Genomic DNA, 26,560 nt, shown 5'->3' on the forward strand with positions numbered 1-26,560 from the left:
ACATGACTCAATTGATTGCTCACGTATCGCCACAATCGCTCACCGACGTGCTCCAGGCCGCTGGCTATCGGGTCAACCAGACCGATCAGAACGGCATCGTGCAGTTACTCAGCGCCAGCCAGGGCATCGGTTATGCCGTGCGTTTTGGCAATCCGGCGGCGGAATCGGGCCGTTACGTCGACTTCACGTTCAGCTGTGCGCTGCGGGTACAGGGCGAGCTACCGGCCGGGTTGGCGGAACTGTGGAATGCGTCGCGGCGTTTTGCGCGGTTGTCGGTGCAGGGTGAGTTTCTGGTGATGGAAATGGACGTGGTGGTGGCCGCCGGTGTCAGCGAAGACTTCCTGCGCGGCAACCTCGAACTGTGGGATCGCCTGCTGCAGGAATTCATCATTTACCTGCGCGATTACAGCCAGAACGCGGCGCAGTTGCAGGCGCAGGCTGAAAGCACCACGACGCTGCAGCAAGAGGTTGAAGCCCTGTGAAAAAGCGCACGGTAGTGGCCAGCGCCGGCGCGCTGGCCGTATTGGTGATTGCAGTGGCGTTAAGTGTACGGCCGGGTAACGACCCGGTCGCGGCACCGCAACCGGTGAAGACGATGGCGGCAATGAGTGAGCCGGCGCTGGCGCGGCTGGGTAACCAGCAAGTAACGCCCGAAGAGCTCAAGGCATTGCTGGACACCTTGCCGCCGGAGTCCCGCGAACAACTGCGGGCCAATCGCGCCACGCTGGAAAGCTGGATTCGCTCGCGGCTTGCGGAGAAAGCCGTGCTCGAACAGGCCGACGCTCAAGGCTGGCGCCAGCGCCCGGATGTCGAACAGCAAACCCGCTCGGCCACCGAACAGATCGTCTTTCGCAATTACCTGCAATCGGTCAGCCAGGTGCCGGCGGATTACCCCAGTGCCGCCGAGTTGCAACAGGCTTACGAGGCGGGCAAGTCGCAATGGGTGACGCCCGCCCTGTACCGGGTCAGTCAGATTTTCCTCGGGGTGAGCGATCCGCAGAACCTGGACGCCGTGCGCAAGCAGGCCCAGGAACTGAGCCGCAAGGCCCAGGCCACCCCGGCGGAATTCGCCACGTTGGCCAGCCAGTATTCACAGGATCGCATCAGCGCCGAACGGGGCGGCGACACTGGTCTGCAACCCTTGCAGCAACTGGTGCCTGAAGTCCGTGTGACGGTGTCTCGACTCAAGGTCGGTGCCGTGTCCGAGCCGGTACAGAGCCCGGCGGGTTTTCACGTGATCAAACTTACCGCGCTGCAACCGGCCGGCGTGGCCACGCTGGACGAACTGCGAGAACGGCTGACCCAAGCCTTGCGTGCCCAGCGTCAGGAGCAAATCGCCAAGGCCTATCTGGAAGGCATGCTCACGACCGCAACCTTGAGTATCGATGGGGCCGAGCTCAATAAGGTGCTGGAGGAAAAACGCTAGCCGCCGCTTTCAAAAAGGACAGGGCAAACCCATAACAAGATCGACAGGGAGTCTTTGATGTCATTGATAGAACCCACCGGACGAGAGGGAGTTACCGAGTACCGGGCGCAACCTGAACCATCTGCATCCTGGCTGGCACTGGCCGCCAGGATCGATGAACAAGTCGTGCGGTTTTTTATGGTCAGTGCCCGCTGTGGCTGTTTCATGCAGGCCGCTCGCAGCCTGGACGTGCAGCCGACCTTGCTGCGCAAACACCTGGCGCAACTGGAGGAGCAGGTGCAGCGCACTTTGTTCCAGTTCCAGGGCAATGCACTGACCCTCAATCGGGACGGTCAGCAGTTTCATGCGCAATTGATTGCCCGGGTCCACGAGCGCAAGTTGCCGGTGATCGAGCGGCCGTTGATCCGCCTGGCCGTGGCCGAAACCATCCTGCATGACATCCTCGGACGGGATTTGGTGTCGCTGGTGCGGCGCAACGCCAGTGTGCGCCTGGACATCATTTCGCTGGACAGCGATTTGTCGCTGCAAGCCGCCCACGCCGATGTGGTGGTGTGGCTGGGCAGCGTCGAGTCGTCGCTGCCCAGCCCTGGTTTCGCCGTCAGCGAACACCAGCCACTGGCGCGAATTGACTACCTGCCGCACATTGCCAAGCGCTACTCCCGGGTGACCGCCCGACCGGACACCTTCGACGACCTGGCCGACTTCCTGCTGGTGCAGTGGCAGCATGACCGTCAGGTGGAGAGCTTCCGGCCATGGAATGCCCTCGTCGACCAGCGTCTGGCCGGGGTGGTGCAGTTACATTCGTATGAGTTGATGCTGGAGATGGTCCGTTGCAGCGCGTGCATTGGATTGTTGCCGCATTACATGGGCCGTTTTGATCGCGGCCTGATTGACTTGCCGGGACTGTTCCATTTGCCCATGCAGCGGCAGGTGTGGATGGCGATCAATGCCCGGACCCGGAGTGAACCGCAAGTGCAGATGCTTGCCCGGTTGATACGTCGTACGTTCGAAGAGCGGCGGGATTGGTTTGAGGGGCGTTGAAGCGGGAAGGCTTCACCGATAGTCTGAGTTAATTCCAGTATGTTGTGTGTTAATAATGAAATAATCGCTAAAGACACAAAATAAGGGAATTAGATTTTTTCGAGAGAGAGTATGCTTAATTCCCTCATGTTGTGTGTTAAGCCGATAAAGTCTTCAGAAGGCATGTTATGTTGGATTTAAGCTTCAGTAAGCCGAGCGAAATCGTCAAGCGTCTCTGCGATCGCCTTCGCACGGAGCGTCTGGCGCAACAAATGACACAAGCCGAAGTGGCCGGTCGCGCCGGGATCGCGACCAATACCGTGTCCAACCTCGAAGCCGGGCGTAATGTCGGGTTCGAGAATGTGGTTCGCGTGGCCATGGTGCTAGGGCGCGCCCAGGAATTCGAAGAGCTGTTCTTGCCAAAGCTGGACAGCCTTGAAGACATTCGCCGATACGAAGACACTGCCAATCGTCATCGCATCAGGAGGACGTCCGCCGATGCTTGAGCAAGTTCGCGTCTACTACGAAGGCTGGGGTGAACATTGGCTGTGGGGCACGCTTGTGTCTACGACGGCTGTCACCGGTCGCCCACACGTTGTATTCGAGTACAGCGATGAAGCGAAGCGTAGAGGCCTGGAACTGTCGTCCTACACGCTTCCGCTGAAGGGCCTCAAATTGCGTCGAGATTTCCCCTCCCATCAGCTCGGTTTGCCAGGGCCTGTCTACGACTCGCTGCCTGACGGTTGGGGCATGCTGCTGATGGATCGGTTGTTCCGGCGTCGCGGCCTCAACGCCGCGCGCGTCGGACCTTTGGAACGGCTGGCCTATATTGGCAACATTGCCATGGGGGCAATGTCGTTCGAGCCTATGGCGCCTGAAGGACAGGAGCCGCAAGCGCACATCCCCCTTGAGATGCTTGCGGCCGAGGTTCAAGAGGTTCTCAAGGGGGAGGGTGGAGAGTTCCTGCAAACGTTGCTGCTGGTGGGTGGCTCGCCTCAAGGCGCAAGGCCCAAGGCGTTGGTCTATCGCGACCCTCAATCTGGGGGCTTCACGACCGCCGCCAAGCCGGGTCTTGAAGCCTGGTTGATCAAGTTTCCGGCAAAAGAAGAACATCCCGAGGTGTGTGCCATCGAAATGGTCTACGCCGAGTGCTTGCGCCGGTGCGGCATCCAGACACCGGACACGCAGCACTTCAATCTGCCCAATGGACTGGCAGCCTTCGCCAGTAAGCGCTTTGATCGTATGGACGGTCAGCGCGTCCCCATGCAAAGCCTGGCCGCTTTTACGGGTGCCGACTACCAGTCACCGGGATCCTTGGACTATGTCAATTTCCTGCGTGCGACACATATGTGCACCAACGATGTGCGAGAGAAAGCTATCGCCTTTGAGCGTGTCGTCTTCAATGTCACATTCAACAACCGGGACGACCACCCCAAAAACTTCGCTTACCTTATGTCGCCGTCCGGTACCTGGCAGTTGGCGCCGGCCTACGACGTGACATTCTGCGAGGGACCGGGCGGTTATCACCAGATGGACGTGATGGGCGAGGCCTTGGAGATAGATCGGAGTGCGATGCTCAAACTTGCGCAAGAAGCAGAAGTCTCAGTGGAGACGGCTAGCGGCATCATCGACAGAATGTGCCGCGTCGCGAGCCAGTTTGCCGCCATCGCCGAGGTCATGTGCCCGGGCGCAGTCACCCAGGACACCCTTGATATCCTTCAAGGCCGTATCAACGATAACGTCGCGCTGCTGCGCTAATGCCAGATTGTTTGGGGTGAGGGTCACTCTTCACCGCTTGCCATTTTTCGTTCGTCGAAGGCGGAGCGCACGGCTTCCACAACACGTTTCGCCCGGTGAGCGTCTTCCAGTTGCGGATACGCTTGCTTCAATTTGCCGGATACCTGCCAGCCGTTTTCCTTGAGCGAACGAATAATGCGGTTGGCGTCCTGGTCCGGCATTTCCAGCACTTCCTTGAGCTGCTCCTGGGCGCGCTGGAACGTGATCAGCACCCGGGCTTCATCGGCCATTTCGTTACGGACGGTATGCTCGACAACCTGCGCCGTGTACAGGACGTGTTCGGTCAAGTCGGGATAACGCCAGGCGAATTGCGCGTCGTCGTAGTCATCGAAAACCAGGTTGCTCGGGGTGCCGTCCTCGTAGACGACGAGTTCGCCAAACCGGGAAGACGCTGCGTAGCGTTGCATGAATGGCCGCGAAAACACCTCCAGCGTACGATCGTAACGTGCCCGGAAATCAATCGAACTGGTGATGGTGGCCGATACCGGTAGAATCACGCCATCAGGCACCGCCTTATCGCGGATCAGGATGTCGTTGATCAGGAAACGGTGGATCCGGCCATTGCCGTCCCGCATGGGGTGGATATACACAAAGGCGAAGGCGATGGCCGCCGCCCGGGCCAACGGTTCGGCGCCCCGTGTTGCCAGCTCGAATGCGTTCAGGCCATCGAGCAGCTGCGTCAGTGCCTCAAATGGCGGCGCGATGTAGTGCACGATGTCCTCGCGCATGGTTGCCTGACCCACGAAGACCGGCGAGCGTCGCAGGCCCAGCCCGAGCGCTTCATGCCCCAGGATTCCTGCTTGCAACATGTGCAGGCTGTCGCTGCTCAACGGATCTTCTATGTGGCCGCAGTACTTGGCGATCACGTGGGCAAAGCGCTGGATCCTGTCGGCCTTGTCTGCCTCTCTCTCGATCAGAAAACTCGCGCGCGACTCCTTGAACGTCAGCCAGCTGGCCGTACGCATCAGGATGTCGGCGCCAAAGGTCTGGTTCAGCTCGCGAAGGGCTGCATCAAGGTCAAATTGCAGCGCTTGCTGCACGGCCTCGGTACGGCGGATCAGGGGGGAGAACGCCGGCACACCGGGAAGATTATCGTTGATGCGCCAGCGCCGTACTCGCAGAGGTTCAACGCGGGTCAGGTAATGCTGCGACGAAATCGCATCGACATAACCGCCATTGGTGACATCTGGCACATCAAGCTGTTGTCCGGTCAGCCACTCGTACAGGAATCCGGTGCGGCGGGCGTATTGACCAAAGGGCGCTTGCCGACTCCAGGCCTCGATGGGCTCAGGGCCAGTGGCTGCAAACAGACGGGCGAAAAACTCGAGGTGAATTTCTTCGTACTTGAGCCCGAACTCGAAATGCCCCGCGAAGTCATCCGCCGGCCGGTAACTGGCGGGATACTTGCGCTCGATATGCCCGTTGCTCTCGCGGATCATCCGCGTCGTACCGATCACCGATTCGACGCGCAGGGGCTGTGCTAGCGCGATACCGTAGCGATCGGCGAGTACCTTGAAGCCTGCTTGCATTGTCGAATCCCCTAACGAGCGCTAAAAAATGCTAACCAGAAGGGGATAGTACGCAAAAACGATAACACTGCGCTGGCGAAAACGCTAAAGCGGACTTTAATTTGATAACAAATCAGCGGTTCGCGATGAAAACGATAATCCTGGACGATTTCTCAAAGACTGTCCGGATCCCCAAAAAACATCTGGATACGCGAACGCAACCAGCGTTCGCCCGGATCATTATCCTGCGACCCGCGCCAGGCCATGTGCAGCTCGAAGCTGCGCACCGGCAATGGCGGGTCTTCCGCACGCACTCCGCCTGCGGCCGTCAGCGCCTCGGCCGTGTAATCCGGCACCGTGGCGACAATGTCGGTGCCGCTGAGCAGGGTGCTCAAGCCGTTGAACTGCGGAACGGCCAGCACCACATGGCGTTTGCGCCCGAGTTTTTCCAGCTCTTCATCGATAAAGCCGCTCAAGTCGCCGGCGAATGAGACCAGCGCGTGAGGCCGTGCGCAGAAGTCGTCGAGGCTCAACGGCCCTGGTACCGTGTCGGCGCGCAGCAACTTCGGCGAGCTGCGACGCAGCACTTTGCGCTTGGCGTTGGCCGGCAGGTCGGTGGTGTAGCTGACACCGATGGAAATCTCGCCGGACGCCAACAACCCTGGCATCAGGATGTAGTTGACCCGACGCACCACCAGCACAATCCCTGGCGATTCAGCGCGCAGCCGTTTGAGCAGCATCGGTAGCAGGGCAAACTCGACGTCGTCCGACAGGCCGATGCGGAACACGGCGGTGCTGGTGGCCGGGTCGAATTCAGCCGCACGACTGACGGCGGTGGAAATCGAGTCCAGCGCCGGGGAGAGCAGGGCGAAGATTTCCACCGCCCGGGCGGACGGCTCCATGCTGCGGCCGGTGCGCACGAACAACGGGTCGTCGAACAGCCCGCGCAGGCGTGAAAGCGCCGCACTGATGGCCGGCTGGCCAAGGAACAGCTTCTCCGCCGCGCGGGTCACGCTGCGTTCGTGCATCAATGTTTCAAATACGATCAACAGGTTCAGGTCGACACGACGCAGGTCATTACGATTCATCTGGAGTCCTGGCAGAGTCATCAAGCTTGACGAGAGCGGCCATATGAGAACAATGACCGGCATGAATCTTACGGGGAAAGGCTGCTACTCTGCACCGCATAATTCATTTTTTCCTGAAAGGATGCTGCCGTTTTTACCACATTCGACAAGGTTGGCGTCGCGGCGGAATCAATGACAGGCATGTCGACTATTAATAGCCACTGATGGTCTTGGGTAGAAAGCCCAGATAGAGTTCATGGCATTAGAGGTTACTTTGACGAGGTTTGCGATGTCCCGCACGATCCGTTTTCACAAGTTTGGTCCAGCCGAGGTGCTCAAATGCGAAGAGCATACGGCCGCTCTGCCTGCGCCGGGCGAAGTGCAGGTGCGTGTCGAAGCGATCGGCATCAGCTGGTACGACATTCTCTGGCGCCAGAATCTGGCCTCGTCTCATGCTCGCTTGCCTTCGGGCCTGGGTCATGAAATGTCCGGTATCGTCACCGCGGTCGGTGACGGCGTCGATGACCTGGCAGTCGGTGACAAGGTCGCCAGCTTCCCGGCCGAAAGCCCGAACGACTATCCGGTCTACGGCGAGCAGATTGTTCTGCCTCGCTCGGCTTTGACCCGGTATCCGGACGTGCTCAGCCCGATCGAAGCCAGCGTGCATTACACGCCGTTATTGATTGCTTACTTCGCTTACGCTGACCTGGCGCGGGTCAAACCCGGGCAATTTGCCCTGGTGACTGACGCCAGTCACTGCGCCGGCCCTTCGTTCGTACAACTGGGCAAAGCCTTGGGTGTTCGAGTGATTGCCGCCACCAAGACAGCGGAAGAACGGGAATACCTGTTGTCGCTGGGTGCCGAGAAAGTCATCGTCACCGAAGAAGAAGATCTGCTGATGCGGATCAACAAAATCACCGACAACCGCGGTGTCGACGTAGTGTTCGATGGCCTGGGTGGCCCGCAGATGTCGTTGCTCGGCGATGTGCTTGCGCCTCGCGGCAGCCTGGTGCTCTACGGCCTGCAAGGCGGCAACCAGACGCCGTTCCCGGCCTGCGCAGCGTTCCAGAAGAACATCCAGTTCTTCGTGCACTGCATCGGCAACTTCACCGGCAAGCCGGAGTTGGGCATCATCCAGGACCAGGTCGCGCTGCAACGTGCCTTGCGCGATATCAATCAGATGACTGCCGACCGTGTGTTGCTGCCGCTCAAGACTCGGGTCTTCCCGTTTTCCGAGTTCGTCGAAGCACACCGCTACATGGACGAATGCCCATGTCGCGAACGGGTTGCGCTTCAAGTCGAACCGGCTTGAATCCACTCCAAAAGTCCGTGCCCCGCACGGACTTTTTTTTGCAGCACCCACGCCCTGAGACCACCCATAGACTTGTCAATGGGGCCGTTCAGCAACTGAACTGGTTTTTGCTCTCGATCTGTATCTTCTAATCAGCTTGTAAGCCCTGATAATTGGATGATTACTTTCATCTCAAGGAACGAGTCATGGCTGGGTATCAGGTTGATACTTTTCAATGCTTGCCGTTGATATATCTCAAACAAATAGTGTGTAGTTGCGCGCTTGCCAAAAAATCATGGGCAAGTTCTTTCTTTATTTCTTGTGCGCTTTGTCTGTGGGATGTTGTCGGACATTTCCTAGGACGGACCTTTCGGGTTCAAGACGCTGGCGCTACGGGGCTTTGCGATGATCAGACCTTGATCAAGATGCACGGCCATTTCCGAACATTTCAAATAACTGCCAAAAACTTAAGTGTTAGCATTTGACAATAAAGTCCAGTGCTTCAAGCGCGTCAGCTCGCCTTCAAGGTGTCGCTGTCGTTGTTTGTGCGATATCGAACTTACGAGTCTCAGGTAAACAAATATGACCAACATCCATGATCAAGCGATGACCTATGTCTATCAGCAAGTATTGCAGCGGCTGCTGAGTTTTTTTTCCCGGGCGGAGCGCACGGCATTGCAATTGATGATCCAGCGGCTGGTGGTGGCCGCCGGGGGCATGGAACGGATTGGCGAATACAAAGTGCTGGCGATTCAGTCCGGGTCCCGGGACAGCTGTTACACCTTGGCGTTGCTGCGTGCCGCTCAGTTGAGTATCGCCGGCCGGTCGCCTGCCACTTTCCAGTTGCGTGTGGCGTCCCTGTGCCTCAACGGCACCAGCACGAAGGCTCGTGAAAACATCCATCGCAGCTACAGCGCACTGTTTCTCTACGATGATCCACGGGTCGAAGTCTTGATGGTCGATGATCGAGAGGTGCTGCCCTTCGATCATCTTGCCCCGATGTCCAGCGCCGGTCACGATGCCAATCGGTTGAACCTGCTGATGGTTGGGCATCGTCGGGTATGGAACGGTCCGCTCGACCTGTGGGATGACGGGTACCTGGCCGCCGGCGAGTTCCTGGGGCAAATCGCTCGTTGGGAGGGCGGTGTCGATGCCTTTGTCAGCGGCGATACGCCTCGACAGCAGAAGCAATACCTCGACGGTTTGAAGCGCGCGGCCGCCAAGGCCGGGCTAAACCCACAGGTTCGCAATGAAACGGGATACGAGGAGCTGTTTGCGCTGCTCGATGACCTGGGACGCGACTGCTATCACGTACTTTATGGCGGGCATGAGCGCGCTCAATGGCGTCCGGCCGAACAATTCGAAGCTTGTCGCCGCGCCACGTTCATCGACATTCACGACATGCTGGTCAGCAATCTGGAGGAGCGTTGGCCGCTGCTCACCGAATTTCTCGGGTTTCAGCCGGACGAGCTGTCGGCACAGCTCCGCGACAACGACATCGTCAGCCTCTCTGTTTGCGCCCACCTTCGGGGTTTGCAGGCGTGTTTCGCCCATGGCCGGAGCTACGAGGCCGGTGTCGCCGAATTCCTTCAGCGGGCATTGGTGAAAATGCGCCGCAAACGGCTGCCGGAACGCTTGTGCGAGCAGGCGGTGGAAATGTTTGGCAACCCGGCGACACAGGCCGATCAGCGTGCACTGGCATCTGCCGACGCCCAGAAGTATCTGGGTTTGAGTGAAGCCCAGCTGGTGTGTCTGTTGTTTTCGCCTTTTGTCGAGAAGGGCGCAACCCTGGAGCGCTTTCTGCGCCATTGCCACCCCGGCATGCTCGTGGCGATGCCTGACTTGCACCGGGCAATGCAAGGCAATCCGGTTCCGGAACAGGTGCTGCAATGGATGGTCGATGTCAGCGGTTTGCCTGTCAGCCTGATTGGCAGGCTTTATCGCATGGGCCCGGTGGTGATGGATGAGAGCGGGCGATCTGATGCGCTCACGGCAGATGCAAGCGATACCCGCGCCGTGGCGGGCGAATGGTCCGCGGGGCACTAACGGTGCGGGGTTCGACTAGCGTTGGCCATCACCCATGAAAGGGCCGCGAGAATCTGACTTTGCCTATCAGGCGGTGTATCGATACCTGAACCATCTGATCAGCCAGCCCGCAAGCGAAGAGCGAATCCGCCTTCCATCGCTGCGGCAACTGGCGGAACGTCTGGGGGTGTCGATTTCGACCATTCAGTACGCCTATTCGCTGCTGGAGAAGGAAGGGCGCGTCTACTCGGTGGCCAAGTCAGGCTATTTCGCATTCCCCGTGTCCTGTATCCACCCGCTCAGCAGCGGCAATGACCTGCTCGAAACGGTGTACGTCAATGCCAGGCGCCCAGGCATGCTGGTCTTGAGCGCTGATGAGCCGGCCTTGTTGCAACCCCTCGACAGTCCATTGTTGCTACTTGAAAGGGAATTGCTGCGTCAGTATCCACGCCAGCCGCAACCGACTTCGCAGCCCTGCGGCGAACTGGAACTGCGCACCGCACTGGCCGCACGCTACACCACATCTCCCATGCGATGCTGGCACGCGGACGACGTCTATGTCGGTGCTGACCTGCGTGGCGTGCTGGAAATTCTGATCACTGTGTTAGGCCTCAAAGACGCCACAATGGTGGTGGAATCCCCTTGCGACTGGACGATCCTGCGTTTGCTCCAGGCCGCGGGTGTCCGGGTGCTCGAGTTGCCGGTACTCGCCAACCATGACCTGGACCTTGAGCGACTCAGGAAAATGCTGGAAGCGGAGCCGGTGCGCCTGGTGATGCTTTCCTCCGGGCTGAATATGCCGCGAGGTAGCCTGGCGTCCGATGCCAACCGGCAAGCCGTTGCGCAGCTCATTGAACAAGCGGGTTGCTGGGTGTTGGAGAACGATTGTTACGGCGAGCTCGGGTTTGAGTCGGACAGCCTGCGCTTTCGGGACTTGCTGAACCCTGATCGGCTGCTGGTGTTTTCTACCTTCGAAAAAATCATCGGGCCGGAGGCGCCGTTTGGCTACTTGCTGTCACGGCCGCTGCGCACTGAATTGCAGCGACACTTTTTGCTGCGCTCGTTCCGCTTGTCGCCGATACGCCAGAAAGCCATTGCCCGCTTGTACAGCAGCGGACGTATCGACCAGCACCTTCAGGTATTGCGGCGGTTGCTCAGGGATCGCAAGGGGCAGATGATCCAGCTGCTGCAGGATCGTCTGAGCGATGCCTTGCAGGTCGTAGAACCCCAGGGTGGTGCAACGATCTGGGTACGTTCATTGCGCCAGGTTGATGTGCGCCGGGTATTTCAACGACTGCTCAAGCATCAGGTGGTGATCGCACCGGGGGAGCTGTTCAGCCTTCAGGGACTGCATACGCAGCATTTGCGCCTGAGTCATACGTTCGCCGGCGAACATGACCTTGCGGCCGCGCTGGGTCTTCTGGGAACAGTTTTGCGGCTCGAAGCGGTGGATTGAGTCTCTCCGCAAAACTCCGAGCGCCCGTGGATCGATCCCATCGCGTTACGGTCAAACTGCCAGTAAACTGCGTTCCAATTCCTGAACCACTCTAATTCAGAGGTTTTGCATGACACTCAGTCCTTTTGCGGGCAAGCAGGCACCGGCAGAGTTGTTGGTCGACATTCCGCGACTGGTAACGGCCTACTACACTGGCCAGCCTGATGCCGCCATCTCTACCCAGCGCGTCGCCTTCGGCACGTCCGGGCACCGTGGCAGCTCGTTCGACTTGAGTTTCAACGAATGGCACGTTCTGGCCATCAGCCAGGCGATCTGCCTGTACCGCGAAGCCCAGGGCATTGACGGGCCGCTGTTTGTCGGCATCGACACCCATGCGCTGTCCACCCCGGCCGGCGCCAGCGCTCTTGAAGTGCTGGCCGCCAACGGCGTGACGGTGATGATCGCCGAAGGCGACGAATACACGCCGACCCCAGCCATTTCCCACGCGATTCTTTGCTACAACCGCGGTCGCACCTCGGGCCTGGCGGATGGCATCGTGATCACGCCGTCTCACAACCCGCCGCAAAGCGGTGGCTACAAATACAACCCTACCAACGGTGGCCCGGCTGATACCCACATCACAAAGTGGATCGAAGCCAAGGCCAACGAATTGTTGGCCGCCAAACTCGCCGGTGTCAAACGCATCAGCTATGAGCAGGCATTGAAAGCGAGCACGACGCATCGCCACGATTACCTGAACACCTATGTCGCCGACCTGATCAACGTGATCGACTTCGACGCCATCCGTGATGCCAAGCTGCGTCTGGGCGTCGATCCATTGGGCGGAGCAGGGGTGCGCTACTGGTCGGCGATTGCCGAGCACTACAAGCTGGACCTGGAAGTGGTGAACAAACAGGTCGACTCGACCTTCCGCTTCATGACCGTCGACTGGGATGGCCAGATCCGCATGGACCCATCGTCCAGCCATGCCATGCAAGGCCTGATCGGCCTCAAGGAACGTTTCGACGTAGCGTTCGCCTGCGACCCGGACCACGACCGTCATGGCATCGTGACCCCGTCCGGTGGCTTGCTCGCACCGAACAACTACCTTGCGGTGTCGATCGACTACCTGTTCCAGAACCGTCCGCACTGGCGCGCCGATGCGGCCGTGGGCAAAACCGTGGTGAGCAGCGGCCTGATCGATCGCGTGGCAAAACGCTTGGGGCGCCGTCTGTACGAAGTGCCGGTCGGCTTCAAATGGTTTGCTGATGGCTTGTTCGATGGTTCGCTGGGCTTTGGTGGCGAAGAAAGCGCCGGTGCGTCGTTCCTGCGCAAGGACGGCAGCGTCTGGTGCACCGACAAGGATGGTTTGATCCCGGCATTGCTGGCGGCAGAGATGACCGCACGCACTGGTCGCGATCCAAGCCAGGCCTATCGCGCCTTGACAGACGAATTGGGTGAGCCGTTCTCGGTGCGCGTTGACGCCAAGGCCAATCCTGAGCAGAAAGCCCTGCTGAGCAAGCTGTCGCCGGCTCAGGTCACATCGACTCAATTGGCAGGCGAAGCGATCACTAGCATTCTTAGTCACGCCCCAGGTAACGACCAGGCCATCGGCGGCCTGAAAGTCATGACCGAGAACGGCTGGTTCGCGGCACGTCCGTCGGGCACCGAGGACATTTACAAGATCTACGCCGAGAGCTTCGTCAGTGACGACCACCTCAAGCAATTGGTGGCTGAAGCCCAGACCCTCGTGGATGGCGCTATTTCCGCGAAGTAGTTGAGGGCCCTGTGGCGAGGGAGCTTGTCGGAACGCCGCACCGTCCCGCTCGGCTGCGCAGCAGTCGTAATTCCGAGTATGCGAAGCGCATCAGGAAAACGGCGTTCATCGGTTTTAGGGCTGCTACGCAGCCCAGCGGGAGCAAGCTCTCTCGCCACAATGGACTGCACGTAAAAAAAGGGCGACCACTACGGTCGCCCCTTTTTTTGCCCTGCGTTTACCCGATCAAGCCAGGTCCACCAACACAATTTCACTGTCCTCAATGGCCGTCACCCGCAACACCTGCTCATCGGCAACCGCAACACCGTCTCGAGCTTGTGCACGTAAGCCATTGACTTCAATGACGCCAGTGGCCGGCACCAGGTAGGCACGACGTCCACCGTCGAGGTGATATTCAGCCGTCTCACCGGCTTTCAGGTTGGCCGCCACCAGTCGCGCATCGGCACGAATGCGCAGGCTTTGATCGTCACCGGCCTTGCCGCTGGCCAGCGTCACGAAACCTTCGCGCTGACCTTTCGGGAACGGCTTGGCGCCCCAGGACGGTGCCAGGCCGCTTTCGTTCGGGATGATCCAGATCTGGAAGATCCGGGTTTCGGTCGCTTCCAGGTTGTACTCGCTGTGGGCAATCCCGGTGCCAGCACTCATGACCTGCACGTCGCCTGCTTCGGTGCGACCCTTGTTGCCAAGGTTGTCTTCATGGGTGATCGCACCTTCACGAACGTAGGTGATGATCTCCATGTCGCGGTGCGGGTGTTTCGGGAAGCCGGTTCCGGAGGCAATCACGTCGTCGTTCCACACTCGCAAGTTGCCCCAGTTCATCCGTTTCGGGTCATGGTACTCGGCGAACGAAAAGTGGTGATGTGCGTCCAACCAGCCATGGTTGGCGCCGCCCAGGGAGCTGAAAGGTCTGAGTTCGAGCATGATCGTCTCCTGAAGAAGGGGGAATGCCGAGCATCATCTATCAAGCACTAATCGATAAAAAGCGTAAAAACTGCTGCATCATGATCGAATAAGTTGATGATTTTGAGCCTCGAAACATTCTCACCCAACCTTCACTTCATCGCCTAAGCCAATGACGTGCAAGCATTTCACTAGAACTCAACGGCAAATGCAGACACCATAGCCTTCAACAGCCTCACACCCTGGAGACAGTCCGCGTGCCGCAACACACCCCCGATCTTCCCCCTGAATTGCGTCCGTTGGCCGAGATGCCGCTGCTCAAGCGCCTGGCCGCCCGATTTTTCGGCCACGGCCTGACTCGCTTGCGCGCGCAACACCGTGCGTCCTGGCTGCACGGACAGGCCGACGGCTTTCGCAGTGGTCATAGCGCCGGTGTGGATTACGGCTATAAGGAAGGCAAACTCGAGGGGTTGGAGGAAGGTCGGCAAGTTCTGCTGATTCGCGACTCGCGCTCCACCGAGCACCGGCCGCCCAATGTGGATGAAAACCTGTTCGATGATTGGCGCCTGCCTTTGACGGCCGAGCTGAAGAAACGCATGAAGGCCGATGTCGCTCGCCTTCTGGCACCGCACGCTCAGCCCAGCGCGGCGCAATGGAAGATGATTTTTAGCGAGACGCCTTCAACCTCGGTGATCGCGGGTGCGGGTGCAGGCAAGTCGACCACCCTGGTCCTGCGCATTTTGCTGTTGTCGCATTATCTGGGGTTCGAGCTGAGTTCGATGACCGTGGTGACGTTTACCCGGGAGTCGCGCAAGGACTTCATCAATAAACTGGTCGAGTTGTTTGCACTCTGGGGGCGGGCAATCAGCTTGAAAGAGGCGCGGGACCTGGTGCGCACCTTCCACTCGCGCATCCTGCCGATGGTGCGCAGCTTGCCGGGCTTCGAACGCCTGCAAGCGTTCGAAAACCTGAGCGACCGCACGCAAAACGGCGATGAGGACGTCGATAGCAATCCATTCGATTTGCGCATCAACGACACCCAGCGCCGACAACTCAACGCGTGTTACCACGCGCTGTACACCCGTGATGCGCGCTTCCGCGAAGTGATCCAGCCCTTGTCGAGGCATGCGCTGCAACTCAAGGAGTTGGAGCGTGATCACCCTGATGTGCAGAAACGCATGGCCGTAACCGAACTGGCGGCCAAGCGAGATGAAGAGCTGTGCGATGCGGTGGAAGATTTGTGGTTTCGCGCGGGTGCTTGGCCAATCAAGGGCATCGAGCCCAATCGCCAGTCGTTTGAGATCAACGGTTCGACGTTCCATTGTCATGGCTACATCCCGAGCCTCGACGCCTGGGTCGTGCTGGGTTTTGACCCACGGGAAAACCCGCAGCTCAGCCGTCCGAATGCGAAATTGAGCATCCGTGCAGAGTGGGCCGTCAAGCGCACCCTGTTTCAAGCTTTCTGCCGTAAGCCTTTGATATGGCTAGATAGTTACGAGTCATCGAAACGCGTTTTAGCCTCGCTTGCCGGCGATGCCAATGCGGGCCCGGGCTTTGATTACAAGGTCAAAGGCGAACTCGGTGCTGCGCCATTACTCGACTGTTTTGTCGCGGCGGCCGGTTTTATCGAGAACCTGGGGCTGGATGTACCCAATGCCGTGGCCCAGATGAGTTTCGCCAAGGACGATCCAGACCGATTTTTCTTCGAAGCCTTGAGCCTGTTCTGGCGCGCGCTGGAAGATCATTTGCTGGATCAGAAGCCCCCGGTAATGACGTACAACCGGATGTTCGCCTTGTTCAGCGAACATTCCCCTGAAAACCTCAAGCTGCTGAGCGATGAGTTGCTCAGGCCGTTGTCGCACTTGATGATCGACGAATTTCAGGACGTATCGCCGCAAATTGTTTCCTGGATACGTGCCAGCCTGGGGGAAATTCGCAGTCGCGGCCCGGCCATGCATGTTGGGCGCGGCGCCCAGCGTTCTTCGTTCTTGTGCGTGGGCGATGACTGGCAGTCGATCTATGGCTGGCGGGGCAGTTCGCCAAGTTTCTTCATGGAGTTCAACAAGGAATTCCCGTCGCCGAGCACCACCAGGGTCATGCTCAGCGACAACTATCGCAGCCACCAGCACATCATTGATGCCGCCGAACACATCGTGCGCGCCGCGCCAGCCATTGCCGGCAAGAAGGCCAAGGCCAGTGGCGAGCCGAAGGCATTGCTGCCCGTCAACGTCCTGGACAGGGATGATCAGGGCATGGCCCAGCGCCTGATCGAGCACTACAGGCAGGGCGATTCAATCTTGATGCTTTATCGAAAAAGCAGCGATAAGTTATTGATAGAAGAGCATATTCAGTCAGTAGTTAATGTTGATTCGAGCTTGCCCTACGATGCCCGCCGCCTCAAGCAGCTGACATACCACAGTGCCAAGGGCCTTCAGGCGGATGCGGTGTTTTTGCTCGGCGATTGTCAGCACCTGACGAGTTCGCCCTACAAAAACCAGGTGTACCGTATGGCGGGCCTGGGCAAGGCGGGCGACACCGAGGCGTATGACAACGCGCAGAAAGACGAAATTCTGCGCTTGGCGTACGTTGGCATTACCCGGGCCGTCAGTCATTGCTATTGGTATGTCGAGGGGCAGGACACCCAGGCGGCCAACATGCCCAAGGCGTCGGACCGGGTGGGCAAGGGTAAGCCGTTCTTCGCGGATTACAGGCAGAGCCAGAAGGCCTGATCGCCTAAATACCCTGTAGGAGCGAGCTCGCTCGCGATGGACTCAAGAGCTACGCGGGGAACCTGGAGGACCGCGTTATCGTTAACGCCCATCGCGAGCAAGCTCGCGCCTACAGGTATGCGCAGCCTACAAAAAAACCCACAATTTGTGGGTTTTTTTGTAGGTGTCTGAATTCAGGCATAGCTCTTGAGGGCAAAAGGCGGAATGAACGCTTCGAGTTCGTCCTCCACCGCTTCAATGATTCGTTCGACGTCCGCGGCATTCATCACGGTCGCGCAGGGTATGCCGGCGATGGCGATCATGGTCTCGCCGCTTGCACGATCAAAAAGACGGGCAATCATGCTGCCCGGCGCGTCCATGCTCGCCTCGAATCCCATGGGATGAAAATGCCAGCGCATCAGCTGGCAGGCGTTTGGAAAAGTAACCTTGCTGAACCCTTTATTCATATGTTGCCCGCCTTCTTCATCGAGCGCTTCCATTAGCTCATGTTAGGGGGGGAAGAGCCTTCATTGGCTCAACCGGTGACTGCCATTAAAAGTAGCATCCAGATGTGAAAAGAATGTGGATTTATTCAGTCCGTTTGGCGATTGCTTGTGATTTTTTTGATCCGGATCACTGAACGCCGCGGGTCCGGCGTTGATTGACCATTGAAGCCAGGACCGAACTTCGGCAAGCTCGGCCTTTTTTCGTCGAGGCCCTTATGCACGCCGATGATGATGGGCCGTTGCAAACCCAGGCCACGGGCGAGACGGTCATGCGTTACCACCTGTGCTGGAAATACCGGGACCTGGAGGGCGTCATGGCGCTCTATCACCCGGAGATTCAGTACAACGACTTTTTTCAGAACCGGGTCATGGGGCTGGACGAGTTGCGCGACTACGTACGCGATAGCATGCCGCGCAACCCTGATGAAGCGCTGGAACATTCGGATCGCATTCGCCTGGACGGCAACACCGCGTTCATCCAATACAAGATGACGTTACGCGGCGGTGAGGGGCTCGTGTCGTTCCGTTCCAGTGAAGCGATCACCGTGCGCGACGGCTTGATCTGGCGCGTCAACGAATATGCGTCTCTGGTGCGCGAGCAATCCTCTTGCAGCGCAACGGCCAATGCGCGGCCTGCCGTCAGTAGACTTGGGCTTTCACCCCGCCAGTTGAGCTTCATGGCCGAAGACCTGCAACAGTACTTTGAGCGCCAGCAGCCGTATCTGGACCCTGAACTGGATTTGCAGCGGGTGGCGAAAGAGTGTGGATACAGCCGCAATCAGATCTCCTACTTGCTCAATCAGGTGCTTGGCCAGAGCTTCTATCGCTACGTCAACCAGGCGAGGTTGCGGCATTTGCTCGCGGCGCTGGATAAGGCCACGCCGCCGCTGCGCATCGACGAGCTGGCCTTTGCCGCCGGGTTCAATTCGTTATCAGCGTTCTACAGCTGTTTCCGCCAGCACACCGGGCTCTCGCCCAAGGCCTACGTCAAACAAATTTCTTTGCGTGCACGCGCGCAAGACAGCCTTTGAGGTCACGCACTAGGATCGACGCCATCGAAGTTTGAGTGGCGGAGTCTTGCATGTCGGCGTGGCGCACTATCAGTTTGTGGATGGACCAGCTCGACGAGCCGTTGCTGGCGCGTCCGGCGCTGGAGCAGGATCTGGACGTTGACGTCGCCATCATCGGTGCCGGATACACCGGCCTCTGGACCGCGTATTACCTCAAGCGCCTTGCGCCTGGCTTGAACATCGCCATCGTCGAGGCGCAAACCGCCGGTTTCGGCGCCTCCGGGCGCAATGGTGGTTGGTTGATGGGCAACGTGCTGGGCGAAGATCGCCTGCTGGCCGACCTGTCGCCAGACCAGCGTCGGGCGTCCTACGACTTACTGCACAGCATTCCCGATGAAGTCGAAGTTGTCATTGAACGTGAAGGCATCGACTGCGATTATCGAAAAGGCGGGGTGGTGTATTGCGCCGCACGCTATCCCGAACAGGAGACCAGCCTGCGTCATTATCTGGACAGTCTCCACCGCCAGGGCCTGACGGAAAAAGATTACCGGTGGCTCACTCCCGAGCAGTTGGCGCAACACATCAGAATCGCCAAGCCTTATGGCGGTATCTATGCACCGCACGTGGCAACCATTCACCCGGCAAAGTTGGTGCGAGGACTGGCACGAACGGTGGAGCGCATGGGCGTGAAGATTTACGAAAACAGCCCGGTGACCCATTGGCGATCGGGCGGTTTGCGCACCGCCAAGGCCCAGGTTCGCAGCCGCTGGATCGTGCCCGCGGTCGAAGGTTATGCCGGCGCCTTGCCGCCGTTGGGGCGTTATCAGTTACCGGTTCAAAGCCTGATCGTCGCCACCGAGCCGTTGTCGGCTGCGACCTGGGACGAAATCGGCTTGAATCAGGGCCAGGCTTTCGGTGAGAGCAGTCGCCAGGTGACTTACGGTCAGCGCACGGCGGACAACCGTCTGGTGTTCGGTGCGCGAGGGGGTTACCAGTTTGCGGGCAAGTTGCGCCATGACTTCAACCTGACCACGAACGAAGTCGAGCTGCGGCGCTATCTGTTTGGCGAACTTTTCCCGCAACTGAAGAACGTACGGATTACCCATGCCTGGGGCGGCAACCTGGGCATGTCCCGGCGCTTCAAGCCCCACATGCTCTGCGATCAGGCCAGCGGCATTGCCTTGTCCGGCGGTTATGGCGGGGAGGGCGTCGGTGCCAGCAACCTGGGCGGGCGCACCCTGGCGGACTTGATTCTGCAGCGCGATACCGAGCTGGTCCGGCAACCGTGGGTCATCCCCCAAGGCGGTCTCGACGCGCTACGGGCCTGGGAGCCGGAACCATGTCGCTGGCTTGGCTACAACGCAATCATCCGCAGCTTCGTCCATGAGGACCAGACACTGGCCAATCCGGCCACCGCGCCATGGCGCCGCAAGCTCGCCAGTGGGGTGGCGGGCTTCATGGAAGGTTTCATGCAGTAAACACGTGCTTCTCATCGACAGGCTTCATCGACAGGTACTCCCATGGGCATCACGCAATTCAAGAACACCGCAACTATGCAGCTGGACGAGTCGAACCCGGTCGCGGTTCCGCTGGGCACACCCATCGCCGTGGCCTCGACCACCAGCGTCGAGCGCGACGACGGCGTCGAAACCGGCGTCTGGGAATGCACACCAGGACGCTGGCGGCGGCAGATCATGGCTCAGGAATTCTGTCATTTCATCCAGGGCCGCTGCACCTTCACCCCGGACGACGGGGAAACGCTGCACATACAAGCCGGTGACGCACTGATGTTGCCTGCCAACAGCCTCGGCATCTGGGATATCCAGGAAACCGTGCGCAAGACTTACGTTTTGATTTTTTGATCCTTTGATTGCCTGCCAACAAAAAAACCATTCAGGAATCGACTCATGATCCGAAAGACGCTGACTCTGGCTCCACTTGCACTCGTCGCGACCCTCAGCCACGCCGCCGAGACCGTCAAGATTTACAACTGGTCCGACTACATCGCCCCCGACACCACCAAAGACTTCCAGAAAGAAAGCGGCATCGGCTTCAGCTACGACGTCTACGACAGCAACGAGACTCTCGACGGCAAGCTGATGACCGGCAAATCCGGCTACGACGTGGTGTTCCCGTCCAACCACTTCATGGCGCGGCAGATTCAAGGCGGGGCGCTAAAGAAACTGGACAAGAGTCAGCTGCCGAACTGGAAGAACCTCAATCCGGTATTGCTCAAGGCGTTGCAGTCCAATGACCCGGGCAACGCGCACGGTTTCCCGTACCTGTGGGGCAGCACGGGGATCGGCTACAACATCGCCAAGGTCAAGGCTGTGTTGGGCGATAACGCGCCCGTGGATTCCTGGGACCTGATTTTCAAACCCGAGAACATGGCCAAGCTGCAAAAGTGCGGCGTCGCCATCCTCGACAACGGCCCGGAACTGCTGCCGGCCGCGCTGAACTACCTGGGCCTGCCACATCACAGCAAGAACCCTGAAGACTACAAAAAGGCTGAAGCGCTGCTGCTGAAAGTCCGGCCATACGTCAGTTACTTCCATTCATCCAAGTACACCAGCGATCTGGCCAACGGCGACATCTGCGTTGCGGTCGGCTTCTCCGGCGACATCCTCCAGGCCGAGAACCGCGCCAAGGAAGCCAAGAACGGTGTAGACATCGGTTATTCGATTCCCAAGGAAGGCGCGGCTATCTGGTTCGACATGGTTGCCATGCCAGCCGATGCCCCGGACGAAAAAGCGGGCTACGCCTTCATGAATTACCTGCTGCGCCCGGACGTGATGGCCAGCATCAGCAACTACGTGCACTACGCCAACGGCAACGAACAGGCCGACAGCCTGATCGATCCAGCGATCAAGAACGACACCAAGGTGTATCCGAGCCCGGAAATGATGGGGAAACTGTTTGCGCTGGAAGCGATGCCGCTGAACATTGACCGGATACGTACGCGGGTGTGGAACAAGATCCGGACGGGGAGTTGAGGGCTCATATCTGGTAATCGTTAGCTTCAGTCGCTGAGCTCGACGCGCTGTAAAGTCGAAGTCTCTTTCGGTTGATTTGGAGGCAATGGAATGCCTTTTTGCTTAAATGCGGGTCATCTACGCATTGGTCGATATTCGGACCCCGGGCGTGTCTATCTACTAACGGCTGTCGTTAACCAACGGCAGCCGTTTTTTGCCGATTCGCGGGTGGGGCGATTGGTTGTCAGTGAGTTGCGCCAAGCGCAAGACGACGGGTTGGCCGATTTTTTAACGTGGGTGGTGATGCCCGATCATATGCACTGCCTGGTGCAATTGCGGGATAAAACGCTGGCTGAGCTGATGTGTCGAATAAAATCCAGAAGCGGCCAGGCGGTCAATCGTGCTTTAGGGCGGAGAGGGCGATTGTGGCAGAAGGGCTACCATGATCGCGCGGTGCGTCGGGAGGAGGACGTCAAAGCGCTTGCTCGATATGTGGTTGCCAACCCAATCCGGGCAGGACTCGTTACGCGAGTCCATGATTATCCTTTGTGGGATGCGTGTTGGTTGTGAGGGTTTAGCGACTGCTGCGCAGCCGGACGCAGCCTTCGGCAGCTGCTACAGGGATCGCGTGCGCCGTGCTTTTTGTAGCAGCTGGCGCAGCCTGCGTTCGAGCGCGTAGCGGTCGCTATGCCTCAGTCTTCTTTGCGAATCGTCGACACGTCGTTCGCATTGACCCTGACCTTGGCCCCGGAAATATCCTCGAACTCGAAGAATCCGTCCTTGGTCTTGGTTTTCGGCATGTCCTTGGTCAAATACTGGGTGCCGTTCTGCAGGGTCACCACCGTGGGTGTCGAGCAACCGGCCAGGGTCAAAAAAGCCGCTACCGCCAGGGGAAAGCCCAGGGTCTTGATATTCATGTCCACCTCTCACTACTTTAAAAAAAAACAGCGCGACGGCCTCGAACTGGCTTCATCTTCACTGTAGCTCTAACGCGATTAGGTGCGATGGCGGGTCAGAAAGTTCGGCAGTCCCCCGAAAAAAAACCGAATAGCGCCGCCGCTGATCCTTTTCTGTTTGCACCGAGCGGGGTGTAACTGGTATCTGTACGCATAACCAGTACTCGTTTTTCATGGCTCCTTTTCCTGTGACCGAAAATCCTCTCGAAGACCCGTTCTATTACTTGAACAACTTCACGCAAGTGATTGATTGGCTTGAACATCGCTATGCCGATGTATTAAGCGCCGAGGAGCTTCAATTCATCCGCGACTTCAATCGACTGCCCCGGGAGCCCAAGGCGCTGCTGGTGCGGATGGTCATGCGTAAGGGCGTTCATTTTCGGGAAAGCAAACTGCGTTATGTCGAGATAGGCGTTATCGCGCTGGCGGCTGGCCCGTTGCTTGAACACGGATGGATTGATGAGCATTGTCCGCTGTCGATCGAAACGTTGTTCGAGGTCTTGCTCAAGGACGAAATCCTCCAGTGTTTTGGCGGTGATATCGATCAACCCAAGGGTAAAAAGACCGATTGGCTGCCAGCATTGAGCGAGCAATTTCCCCAGGTTCAGGCATTCACGGATTGGTGCCCTGCACTGGGCGACCGCCTGTTCAGCCTGACCATCATGGGCTTGTGTGATCGTCTGCGCCTGATGTTTTTCGGCAATCTTTATCAGGACTGGTCCGAGTTCGTGCTGGCTGACCTCGGCATCTTCATTTACGAAAAAGTAGAGTTCTGCGCCGACTCCCGAGGCTTGCGCAGCCGTGAGGACGTCGACGCCTGCCTGTTTCTGCACGAGTGTCAGCAGCATTTTGAGGCCGGTGCCGCGGTGGACGAGGTTGTCGAGCGCATCAAAGAGCTAGTGCTGACCAACCCTTGGCTGCAAAGGCGTCGCGCTAAACTGTTGTTTCAGATGGGCCAGTACTGCGAGCGCATCGCTGAGTTTTCCTCGGCTCTCTCTATCTACCGTCATTGCGACTATCCCGGTGCGCGTCTGCGCCTGATTCGTGTGCTGGAGCGCTGCGCCGAGTATCAACTGGCGATGGATCTGGCCATGCAGGCAGAGCAAGCACCGGAAAGTGCCGCCGAACAGCAGCAGTTGTTGCGGATGTTGCCCCGGCTGCGACGCAAGCTCGGCGGTCCGGCTATCAAGCGCTCGCCCCCTCGGGAAATGCTGCGCCTGGACTTGCAACTGCCCAAGGTCGATCCGGCATTGTCAGTGGAATTCTACGTTCAGGCCCACCTGACGGAAGAGTCCGCGCCGGTGCATTACGTCGAGAACAGCCTGATCAATTCATTGTTTGGCCTGCTGTGCTGGCCGGCCATTTTTGCACCCTTGCCGGGGGCGTTTTTCCACCCGTTCCAACGCGGGCCGGTCGACCTCCTGAATGAGGACTTCCACGCTCGCCGGGCGGACCTGTTTCAGGCGTGCCTCGCCGAGCTTGACGATGGTCGCTATGTCCAGACGATTCGGGAACGCTATGTCGCTAAATGGGGCGTGCAATCGCCGTTCGTGTTCTGGGACGCGTTGAGCGAGGCGTTGCTCGATCAGGCACTCGCTTGCCTGCCGGCCGCGCACCTCAGGCACTGGTTCAACCGTTTGTTGCTGGACATAAAAGCCAATCGCGCCGGGATGCCGGACCTGATCCAGTTCTGGCCGCGGGACAAGGCTTACCGAATGATCGAGGTGAAAGGCCCCGGCGACCGCTTGCAAGACAATCAAGTGCGCTGGCTGGAGTTCTGCCATGAACACCAGATGCCGATTGCGGTGTGCTACGTGCAATGGGCGGAGCAGAGCGCTTGAGCTACAACATTGCGGTGCGGGCGTTATGCGAGTTCACCGCCAAGGTCGGTGACCTGGATTTGCGTTTCACGCCGTCGCCTACCGCCCTGGAAGGCATCGTCGGGCACCGCACGGTGGCCTCCCGGCGCAGCGACGGTTACCAGAGTGAAGTGGCACTCGAGGGACTTTACAAAGCGTTGAAGGTCAAGGGCAGGGCGGACGGCTACGACCCCGCGCAAAACTGCCTGGAAGAAGTCAAAACCTATCGCGGTGACCTGAGCAAGCAACCGGCCAACCATCGTCAGTTGCACTGGGCGCAGGCGAAGATCTACGGCTGGTTGATGTGCCAGAAACTGGCACTGGCGCAGATCAACCTGGCCTTGGTGTACTTCGACATTGTCAGCGAAAAGGAAACTTGCCTGGTCGAGGTCTTCAGCGCCGAAGAATTGGGGCAATTCTTTGAGCACCATTGCGCGCTTTTCCTGCACTGGGCCGAGCAGGAAATGGCCCATCGCGAAGCACGCAACAGCGCGGCACAGCAATTAACGTTTCCCCATGCCGATTTTCGACCGGGGCAACGCCATCTGGCGGAATCGGTGTTCAAGGCTGTCAGCACCGGTCGTTGTCTGATGGCCCAGGCACCCACCGGGATCGGTAAAACCGTGGGCACGCTGTTTCCAATGCTCAAGGCCCTGGCGCCGCAGCAGCTGGACAAGGTGTTCTTCCTTACCGCGAAAACGCCCGGGCGCAAACTGGCGCTGGACGCGGCACAGGTCATTCTGGAGAGCGCCGCCGCGCCGCCGCTGCGAATACTCGAAATGATTGCCCGGGACAAAGCCTGCGAACATCCTGACAAAGCCTGTCACGGTGAGTCCTGTCCACTGGCCCGTGGTTTCTATGATCGCTTGCCGGCCGCGCGCCAGGCCGCGAGCGAGCTGACGCTGCTGAATCAGAGTGCATTGCGCGAGCTAGCCCTGAAGCACGATGTCTGCCCTTATTACCTGAGCCAGGAAATGGCCCGGTGGGCGGACGTGGTGGTCGCCGACTACAACTACTATTTCGATTTCAGCGCGCTGCTCTTCGGGTTGGCCCAGGCCAATAACTGGAGGGTCGCGGTTTTGGTGGACGAAGCCCATAACCTGGTCGAGCGCGGTCGGCAGATGTACAGCGCCAGTCTGGACCAATCGACTCTCAATGACGTGCGAAAATCGGCCCCTGAGGCTTTGAAGAAGTCCCTGCAGCGCGTCAATCGTGAGTGGAACGCGCTGCATAATCTGCAAACCGGAACCTATCAGGCCTACGACAAGGCCCCGGAAAAACTGTTGCAGGCGCTGTCGGCCTGCGCAGGAAGTATTGGCGACTACCTTAACGATCACCCGCAAGGCCTGGACCCTGCTTTACAGAACTTCTATTTCGAGATGCTGCAGTTTGGCCGGGTCGCGGAGCTCTTCGACGAACATTTCCTGTTCGATATCAGCAAACGTGACCTCGACCGTAAACGCCAGCTCTCGCAACTGTGCCTGCGCAACGTGGTGCCGGCCGGATTCATCCGCCCACGCCTGACTGCCGCGCGCAGCACCGTGCTGTTTTCCGCGACGCTGAGCCCTCGTCACTATTACGCCGACTTATTGGGGACACCGGACAGCACGGTGTGGATCGACGTCGAATCGCCGTTTCACGCTGACCAGCTGAAGGTTCACATCGTCAGCCAGATTTCCACACGTTTCGTCCATCGCCAGTCGTCCCTGATGCCTATCGTAGAGCTGATTGCCCGGCAATTCAGCGAACGTCCCGGCAACTACCTGGCCTTTTTCAGCAGCTTCGATTACCTGCAACAAGTGGCGCAGTTATTGGCGCAGACCTATCCGCAGATCAATCTGTGGTCGCAGTCCAGGGGCATGGGGGAAGGGCAACGCCAGGCGTTTCTCGATCAATTCACCGCCGATAGCCAAGGCGTCGGTTTTGCGGTGCTGGGCGGGGCCTTTGGCGAAGGTATCGATTTGCCGGGCGCGCGCCTCATCGGCGCGTTTATCGCCACCCTTGGTCTGGCTCAACTCAACCCGGTCAACGAACAGTTGAAACATCGTATGGCGGCGATTTTTGGCGCTGGTTACGACTACACCTACCTGTATCCGGGCGTACAGAAAGTCGTCCAGGCGACGGGAAGGGTGATCCGGACTCAACAGGACCAAGGTGTAGTGATGTTGATCGATGACCGGTTTGGTGACAGCAAAGTGAAGCAGCTGCTGCCTCGTTGGTGGACGGTCAGTCCGACGAATGTTCATCCAGCCCAGTAGGATTTATTACTTTAAAAAACATCGACATACCTTGAAAGACAGCGG

22 protein-coding genes are annotated in these 26,560 nt (G+C 58.7%); 17 read left to right on the forward strand and 5 right to left on the reverse strand.

The window, feature by feature from the left end; genetic code table 11:
- Positions 1-2: 2 nt before the first annotated feature.
- The 5 genes from EJA72_RS06585 (at position 3) to EJA72_RS06605 (ending at position 4,204) form a co-directional block, all read left to right on the forward strand.
- On the forward strand, positions 3-482 hold the full coding sequence (locus EJA72_RS06585; RefSeq protein ID WP_157710688.1) for a YbjN domain-containing protein: 480 nt from the start codon (positions 3-5) through the stop codon (positions 480-482).
- Positions 479-1,426 (forward strand): peptidylprolyl isomerase, encoded by a 948-nt coding sequence (locus EJA72_RS06590; RefSeq protein ID WP_178129118.1) that lies wholly within the window; start codon positions 479-481, stop codon positions 1,424-1,426. Before EJA72_RS06585 ends, EJA72_RS06590 begins: the two co-directional genes overlap by 4 nt.
- Positions 1,427-1,483: 57 nt before the next feature.
- On the forward strand, positions 1,484-2,467 hold the full coding sequence (locus EJA72_RS06595) for a LysR family transcriptional regulator (protein WP_157710689.1): 984 nt from the start codon (positions 1,484-1,486) through the stop codon (positions 2,465-2,467).
- A gap of 167 nt (positions 2,468-2,634) precedes the next feature.
- The gene (locus tag EJA72_RS06600) at positions 2,635-2,952 is read left to right on the forward strand and encodes a helix-turn-helix domain-containing protein (RefSeq protein ID WP_157710690.1); all 318 of its coding nucleotides are present in this window, start codon (positions 2,635-2,637) and stop codon (positions 2,950-2,952) included.
- Positions 2,945-4,204 carry a type II toxin-antitoxin system HipA family toxin gene (locus EJA72_RS06605; RefSeq protein WP_157710691.1) on the forward strand — a complete coding sequence of 420 codons (1,260 nt, stop codon included), beginning with the start codon at positions 2,945-2,947 and terminating at the stop codon, positions 4,202-4,204. The genes EJA72_RS06600 and EJA72_RS06605 overlap by 8 nt, the downstream gene beginning before the upstream one ends.
- A gap of 23 nt (positions 4,205-4,227) precedes the next feature.
- Here the strand turns inward: EJA72_RS06605 and EJA72_RS06610 are convergent, their stop codons facing one another.
- Entirely contained in the window at positions 4,228-5,772 is a 1,545-nt protein-coding gene (locus tag EJA72_RS06610) for a Fic family protein (RefSeq protein ID WP_157710692.1), read from the reverse strand.
- Positions 5,773-5,924: 152 nt separating this feature from the next.
- Positions 5,925-6,839, reverse strand: a complete 915-nt coding sequence (locus EJA72_RS06615) for a LysR family transcriptional regulator (RefSeq protein ID WP_157710693.1) — start codon at positions 6,837-6,839, stop codon at positions 5,925-5,927.
- A 268-nt stretch (positions 6,840-7,107) separates the two neighbouring features.
- Between EJA72_RS06615 and EJA72_RS06620 the strand changes: the two genes are divergently transcribed.
- The 4 genes from EJA72_RS06620 (at position 7,108) to pgm (ending at position 13,346) form a co-directional block, all read left to right on the forward strand.
- Complete coding sequence (locus tag EJA72_RS06620; RefSeq protein WP_157710694.1) at positions 7,108-8,130, forward strand: zinc-dependent alcohol dehydrogenase family protein; 1,023 nt, start codon at positions 7,108-7,110, stop codon at positions 8,128-8,130.
- 561 nt (positions 8,131-8,691) lie between these two features.
- Positions 8,692-10,155: a hypothetical protein gene (locus EJA72_RS06625; RefSeq protein WP_157710695.1), complete on the forward strand. Its 1,464-nt coding sequence runs from the start codon at positions 8,692-8,694 to the stop codon at positions 10,153-10,155.
- Positions 10,156-10,189: 34 nt separating this feature from the next.
- Positions 10,190-11,590, forward strand: coding sequence for a PLP-dependent aminotransferase family protein (locus EJA72_RS06630; RefSeq protein WP_157710696.1), 1,401 nt, complete (start codon positions 10,190-10,192; stop codon positions 11,588-11,590).
- 109 nt (positions 11,591-11,699) lie between these two features.
- Positions 11,700-13,346: a phosphoglucomutase (alpha-D-glucose-1,6-bisphosphate-dependent) gene (gene pgm / locus EJA72_RS06635; protein WP_157710697.1), complete on the forward strand. Its 1,647-nt coding sequence runs from the start codon at positions 11,700-11,702 to the stop codon at positions 13,344-13,346.
- A gap of 225 nt (positions 13,347-13,571) precedes the next feature.
- Here the strand turns inward: pgm and EJA72_RS06640 are convergent, their stop codons facing one another.
- Positions 13,572-14,267 carry a pirin family protein gene (locus tag EJA72_RS06640; RefSeq protein WP_157710698.1) on the reverse strand — a complete coding sequence of 232 codons (696 nt, stop codon included), beginning with the start codon at positions 14,265-14,267 and terminating at the stop codon, positions 13,572-13,574.
- Between the two features lie 236 nt (positions 14,268-14,503).
- On the opposite strand from EJA72_RS06640, the gene EJA72_RS06645 reads away from it, so the two are divergent.
- Complete coding sequence (locus tag EJA72_RS06645; RefSeq protein ID WP_178129120.1) at positions 14,504-16,975, forward strand: UvrD-helicase domain-containing protein; 2,472 nt, start codon at positions 14,504-14,506, stop codon at positions 16,973-16,975.
- A 173-nt stretch (positions 16,976-17,148) separates the two neighbouring features.
- Here EJA72_RS06645 and EJA72_RS06650 read toward each other — a convergent pair whose 3' ends face one another.
- A complete protein-coding gene (locus EJA72_RS06650; RefSeq protein ID WP_157710823.1) occupies positions 17,149-17,421 on the reverse strand; it encodes a DUF1652 domain-containing protein in 273 nt (90 codons plus the stop codon).
- Between the two features lie 254 nt (positions 17,422-17,675).
- Between EJA72_RS06650 and EJA72_RS06655 the strand changes: the two genes are divergently transcribed.
- The 5 genes from EJA72_RS06655 to EJA72_RS06675 all read left to right on the forward strand — a co-directional run bounded on the left by EJA72_RS06655 (position 17,676) and on the right by EJA72_RS06675 (position 22,012).
- Entirely contained in the window at positions 17,676-18,491 is an 816-nt protein-coding gene (locus EJA72_RS06655; protein WP_157710699.1) for a nuclear transport factor 2 family protein, read from the forward strand.
- Between the two features lie 50 nt (positions 18,492-18,541).
- Positions 18,542-19,948: an FAD-binding oxidoreductase gene (locus EJA72_RS06660; protein WP_157710700.1), complete on the forward strand. Its 1,407-nt coding sequence runs from the start codon at positions 18,542-18,544 to the stop codon at positions 19,946-19,948.
- Between the two features lie 42 nt (positions 19,949-19,990).
- The gene (locus tag EJA72_RS06665) at positions 19,991-20,332 is read left to right on the forward strand and encodes a cupin domain-containing protein (RefSeq protein ID WP_157710701.1); all 342 of its coding nucleotides are present in this window, start codon (positions 19,991-19,993) and stop codon (positions 20,330-20,332) included.
- A gap of 45 nt (positions 20,333-20,377) precedes the next feature.
- On the forward strand, positions 20,378-21,463 hold the full coding sequence (locus tag EJA72_RS06670; protein WP_157710702.1) for a polyamine ABC transporter substrate-binding protein: 1,086 nt from the start codon (positions 20,378-20,380) through the stop codon (positions 21,461-21,463).
- Between the two features lie 90 nt (positions 21,464-21,553).
- Positions 21,554-22,012 carry a transposase gene (locus tag EJA72_RS06675; protein ID WP_157710703.1) on the forward strand — a complete coding sequence of 153 codons (459 nt, stop codon included), beginning with the start codon at positions 21,554-21,556 and terminating at the stop codon, positions 22,010-22,012.
- A gap of 122 nt (positions 22,013-22,134) precedes the next feature.
- On the opposite strand, the gene EJA72_RS06680 is transcribed toward EJA72_RS06675, so the two are convergent.
- Entirely contained in the window at positions 22,135-22,359 is a 225-nt protein-coding gene (locus EJA72_RS06680; RefSeq protein WP_157710704.1) for a YgdI/YgdR family lipoprotein, read from the reverse strand.
- Positions 22,360-22,571: 212 nt separating this feature from the next.
- On the opposite strand from EJA72_RS06680, the gene EJA72_RS06685 reads away from it, so the two are divergent.
- Entirely contained in the window at positions 22,572-24,239 is a 1,668-nt protein-coding gene (locus tag EJA72_RS06685; protein WP_157710705.1) for a VRR-NUC domain-containing protein, read from the forward strand.
- Positions 24,236-26,515, forward strand: coding sequence for an ATP-dependent DNA helicase (locus EJA72_RS06690; protein WP_157710706.1), 2,280 nt, complete (start codon positions 24,236-24,238; stop codon positions 26,513-26,515). The genes EJA72_RS06685 and EJA72_RS06690 overlap by 4 nt, the downstream gene beginning before the upstream one ends.
- The last annotated feature ends 45 nt before the right edge of the window (positions 26,516-26,560 follow it).

Origin of the sequence: Pseudomonas sp. PB120 (assembly GCF_009761815.1) — a bacterium.
Classification (GTDB): Bacteria; Pseudomonadota; Gammaproteobacteria; order Pseudomonadales; family Pseudomonadaceae; genus Aquipseudomonas.

Bases quoted from the DNA above. Each gene is read 5' to 3' on its own strand.
- EJA72_RS06670 (WP_157710702.1), top strand. From the start codon at position 20,378: ATGATCCGAAAGACGCTGACTCTGGCTCCACTTGCACTCGTCGCGACC.
- EJA72_RS06680 (WP_157710704.1), bottom strand. From the start codon at position 22,359: ATGAATATCAAGACCCTGGGCTTTCCCCTGGCGGTAGCGGCTTTTTTG.
- EJA72_RS06605 (WP_157710691.1), top strand. From the start codon at position 2,945: ATGCTTGAGCAAGTTCGCGTCTACTACGAAGGCTGGGGTGAACATTGG.
- EJA72_RS06630 (WP_157710696.1), top strand. From the start codon at position 10,190: ATGAAAGGGCCGCGAGAATCTGACTTTGCCTATCAGGCGGTGTATCGA.
- EJA72_RS06610 (WP_157710692.1), bottom strand. From the start codon at position 5,772: ATGCAAGCAGGCTTCAAGGTACTCGCCGATCGCTACGGTATCGCGCTA.
- EJA72_RS06615 (WP_157710693.1), bottom strand. From the start codon at position 6,839: ATGAATCGTAATGACCTGCGTCGTGTCGACCTGAACCTGTTGATCGTA.
- EJA72_RS06595 (WP_157710689.1), top strand. From the start codon at position 1,484: ATGTCATTGATAGAACCCACCGGACGAGAGGGAGTTACCGAGTACCGG.
- EJA72_RS06650 (WP_157710823.1), bottom strand. From the start codon at position 17,421: ATGAATAAAGGGTTCAGCAAGGTTACTTTTCCAAACGCCTGCCAGCTG.
- pgm (WP_157710697.1), top strand. From the start codon at position 11,700: ATGACACTCAGTCCTTTTGCGGGCAAGCAGGCACCGGCAGAGTTGTTG.
- EJA72_RS06675 (WP_157710703.1), top strand. From the start codon at position 21,554: ATGCCTTTTTGCTTAAATGCGGGTCATCTACGCATTGGTCGATATTCG.
- EJA72_RS06585 (WP_157710688.1), top strand. From the start codon at position 3: ATGACTCAATTGATTGCTCACGTATCGCCACAATCGCTCACCGACGTG.
- EJA72_RS06640 (WP_157710698.1), bottom strand. From the start codon at position 14,267: ATGCTCGAACTCAGACCTTTCAGCTCCCTGGGCGGCGCCAACCATGGC.
- EJA72_RS06625 (WP_157710695.1), top strand. From the start codon at position 8,692: ATGACCAACATCCATGATCAAGCGATGACCTATGTCTATCAGCAAGTA.
- EJA72_RS06665 (WP_157710701.1), top strand. From the start codon at position 19,991: ATGGGCATCACGCAATTCAAGAACACCGCAACTATGCAGCTGGACGAG.
- EJA72_RS06685 (WP_157710705.1), top strand. From the start codon at position 22,572: ATGGCTCCTTTTCCTGTGACCGAAAATCCTCTCGAAGACCCGTTCTAT.
- EJA72_RS06655 (WP_157710699.1), top strand. From the start codon at position 17,676: ATGCACGCCGATGATGATGGGCCGTTGCAAACCCAGGCCACGGGCGAG.
- EJA72_RS06620 (WP_157710694.1), top strand. From the start codon at position 7,108: ATGTCCCGCACGATCCGTTTTCACAAGTTTGGTCCAGCCGAGGTGCTC.
- EJA72_RS06660 (WP_157710700.1), top strand. From the start codon at position 18,542: ATGTCGGCGTGGCGCACTATCAGTTTGTGGATGGACCAGCTCGACGAG.
- EJA72_RS06600 (WP_157710690.1), top strand. From the start codon at position 2,635: ATGTTGGATTTAAGCTTCAGTAAGCCGAGCGAAATCGTCAAGCGTCTC.